General features: G+C 67.1%; 3 protein-coding genes. All 3 read right to left on the reverse strand.

Annotation, left to right across the window (positions count from 1 at the left end):
* Positions 1-15 precede the first annotated feature (15 nt).
* On the reverse strand, positions 16-1,989 hold the full coding sequence (locus ACNPM4_RS07070) for a twin-arginine translocation signal domain-containing protein (protein WP_448985208.1): 1,974 nt from the start codon (positions 1,987-1,989) through the stop codon (positions 16-18).
* Positions 1,990-2,069: 80 nt separating this feature from the next.
* Complete coding sequence (locus ACNPM4_RS07075; protein WP_448985209.1) at positions 2,070-2,933, reverse strand: carbohydrate ABC transporter permease; 864 nt, start codon at positions 2,931-2,933, stop codon at positions 2,070-2,072.
* On the reverse strand, positions 2,923-3,780 hold an 858-nt coding region (locus ACNPM4_RS07080; protein ID WP_448985210.1), incomplete at its 5' end, for a carbohydrate ABC transporter permease. The genes ACNPM4_RS07075 and ACNPM4_RS07080, both read right to left, overlap by 11 nt.

Consider the following 3,780-nt stretch of genomic DNA (forward strand, 5'->3'; position numbering starts at 1 on the left):
CCGGGGACCCGGGGATCAGACCGCCGGCACGACCTTCAAGTCGACGGCGAGCGAGTTCGCGAAGCTGATCGTGAGGATCCGGTGCGTTCGGTTCCCGAGGTAAGACCGATCCATGGGCGCGTACTTCGCTTCGCGGTCCACACCCCAGTCGATGATGAACCTCATGCCGCCTCGAGTGACCGTGATCCCTCGGGTGACCGTGATGGTCTCCTGTCCGTACGGCGCCGGCGTGCCGTTGGCGAAGACCACCTGATCGTCGGTGCCGATGATGAGCGGGATGCGCTCGCGTGACGCTCCCGGCGTCATCAGCGCACGCCTGATCCCATCCGGGCGATGGGTCACATCCGTGGTGACGGCGCCGTCCGCGGTCACGTACCTGGTGGTGAAGGTACCCGTGTATCCGGTCAGGGCATCCGCCGGGATCACAGTGCCCGATGCGCTGGACCCGGCATGATGCGTCGCCGTCACCGGACCCCGCGATGAAGCCGTCCCGACCGTGTCGGCGACGGTCGTCCAGTCATCCGGACCCGTGCTGTTCACGGTGAGGGCGAGCATCCCCGCGACGGGGTGCCAGAACGCGTTCGTCCCCATCCGCTGGAGCGAGTTCTGCCGCACGCCGTAGAGGCCGGCGGTGTAGTAGCCGGGGCGGCGGACGAACACATACTGCTGATCGAGGGTGCCCTTGCGCAGCTCGGTGAATGTGCTCTCGGCCCGATACCGCAGCGCGGCGACCTGGGCATCGCGCTGCGCCGCGGGCACCCCGATCGGCGCCTGCGGGACATGCATGTGCAGCCGTGGCGACGAATCCTGCTTCTGTCTCGGGGCCACGGGTGCCGACGAGGAGCTCCACGCGTTTCGCGCCTGCGTCTTCTCCTCCGCGCTCGCGTAGAAGGCACGCAGCGCGGGCACGTGCGGCAGCAGCGTCCGCGCGAGGGCGCTGCGATCCAGATCGTCCACGGGGGTGGTGACGAACGTCGCGACGATGTTGCGCGCACTCGTCCCGGAGAGGATGAAGCCTTCGTTCCGCCCGGGTTCCATGACGACGACGTACCCCCACCACGCGGCGAACCGCTCCGCCAGCTGGATGATCGACGGGTCAGGCAGCCTCTTGTAGAGGGCGCCGAGATCGGGCAGCATCACGTCGAAGTTGTATCCGGCATCCGGCGCGACGGGTTCGTGGAAGAACCCGGCCGGAGCCTGGCCGTCCTTCAGGATGATCTGCAGCCGGTTCGGAACGGAGGCGCTCACCGCGGGCTCGCCGAGGATGTGCGCCGCCTCGACCACTCCGGAGAGGCCGGCGACCACCTGATTGGCGAACTGCACCGGTCGATTCCAATGCGGACGCGAGGTGTCCACGAGCCAGGCCGAGCTCTTGCGGATGGCGTCACGGATCTGCAGACGGCGGTCGTGGAGCTCGCCCGCGGCGCGAAGGTCCCGGAGGACCGCGGCGAGCGCCACGGTTCCGAATCCGGTCGGCGACAGGTGATGCTCGGTCGGGGAGTACTCCGGGTACGAGCCGTCGGCGTGCTGCAGCGAGAGGTAGTGGCTGAGCGCCGCGTCGAGCCGTCCGAGGAGAGCGGGGTCACGGCAGTACGGGTTCCACGGGCGGTCGTTGGCGTAGAACCACGAGAGCGTCGCGACATGCTCCATGATGCGGGTGTTGTAGGGCTGGTTCGGAGTGCGCCACCAGCCGTCCTCCATCCATCCGTAGTTCGGCGCGACGTCCCGGACACTGTTGGCGAGCGGTGCGACGATCATCAGGTAGGCGGCCAGCACCTGCTCGTTCGGGGCGAACTGGGAGCGCACCGGCTGCCCGGCGGGGAGCGGCGCGACGAGCGGCAACACCGTGCCGGCCGATGTCGCCAGCGCAGGCGACGCCCCCGCGTTCCCTATGGCGAGCAGCGCCGCGGCGGCGCTCGCACCGACCAGGAAGTTCCTTCGGCTGAGCGCCGGCAGCATCTGCGGGCGGGTCTCATCCTCATGCATCATCTCGACTCCTTCGTCTCTGACCGGGGCATGGTGAGTGGCGGCGACGCCCGGTCCGCGTCGTCGCTGTGGGGGAAGTCAGCTCATCCCTTGAGCCCCGTCTGGGCGAGGCCCTGAACGAACTGCTTCTGCGCGATGAGGAACACCACGAGGATCGGGACGACCGTGAGAGACGCTGCGCCGAGCTGCGTGTTCCACATCTGCTCGCCGTAGAAGTCCTGATAGCGGGTGATCGCGAGTCCGAGGGTGAACTTCTCGGGTGTGCGCAGGAAGATGAGCGCCTCGAAGTACATGTTGAACGAGCGCAGGAACGCCATGATCCCGACGGCCGCGATCGCCGGCGTCGCCAACGGGAGGGCGATGCGGAAGAACACCCCGGCCCGTGTGACGCCGTCCAGCCGGGCCGCTTCCTCGTAGTCCTTGGGGAAGCTGAGGAAGTGCTGCCGGAAGATGAACACGGAGACGACCGCGGTCGGCCCGAAGATCGGGAGGATGATGAGCGGCCAGTGGGTGTCGTTGAGCCCCATGGCGTTCACCGCCGTGAAGATCGGGATGATCGTCACCTCGGTCGGCACCATCATCGCCGCGAGCAGCAGGGTGAAGGCCGCGTTGCGCAGCGGGAACCGGATCCGCGCGAAGGCGTAGCCGGCCATCGCCGAGAGCAGGATCGACGACACGGTGACGATCGCCGCGATGTACATCGAGTTCCCGTACTGCTGCAGGAACGGCTGGGCGGCGAACACCTGCACGAAGCCGTCGAGGGTCCACTCCCTGGGCAGCAGCGTCGGCGGCTGGAGGAAGATCTCGTTCGCGGGCTTGAAGGACGAGAAGAACATCCACAGGGTCGGATACAGGAACGGCACCGACACCACGACGAGCAGGACGTAGAGCACGACGGTGTTGATCCTGGAGCGGCTGCGGGCCGCCTTCGACGTCTCAGACCTCATCGTGCACCCACTTGCGTCGCGTGGTCCACTGCAGCATCGTCAGGGCCAGGATGATGGCGAACAGAACGACACCGATCGCGCTGGCATAGCCGAACTGCTGGCTGACGAAAGCGGTGCGGTAGAGGAGGAACGGCAGGACGTTGGTCGAATCCCCCGGACCACCTCCGGTGAGCAGCTGCACGGGTGCGAAGACTTCGAGTGAGCCGATCGTGGTGAGGATGCCGGTGAGCAGGATCGTCGGAGCGATCATCGGCACGGTGATGGCCCAGAACGACCGCCACGGCGTCGCACCGTCGAGCTGGGCGGCCTCCCGGATCTCCTCGGGCACGCTCTGCAGCGCGGCGAGGAAGAGCACCATGTTCATGCCGACGCCCTTGAAGACCTGCACCACGACGAGCGAGATCAGGGAGGTGGAGGGATCTGCCAGCCAATTGGGGCCGTCGATCCCGAGCATCCGCAGCGCTCCGTTGATGCCGCCATCCGGGGCGAGGAGGAACCCCCAGGTCACCGACCAGGCGACGACCGACACCACGACGGGCGAGAAGAAGATCGTGCGGAATCCGGTGATGCCCTTCATCCGCCGATTGAGGAGCACGGCGAGGCTGATGGCGATCACGAGGTTCAGGATGAGGACACCGGCACTGAACAGCAGGCTCGCGACGACAGAGGCGGAGAAGGTCGGGTCCGCGAAGAGACGCGAGTAGTTGTCGAGCCCGATGAACTCCATGCCGCCGGTGAGCGGACGCCATTCGTTGAAGCTGTACCAGATGACGAAGAGGAAGGGGACGACACCGAGGACGATGACGCCGAGGACCTGGGGCGCGACGAAGGCCACGCCGAGCCAGCG

It is taken from the genome of Microbacterium umsixpiens, assembly GCF_053543675.1.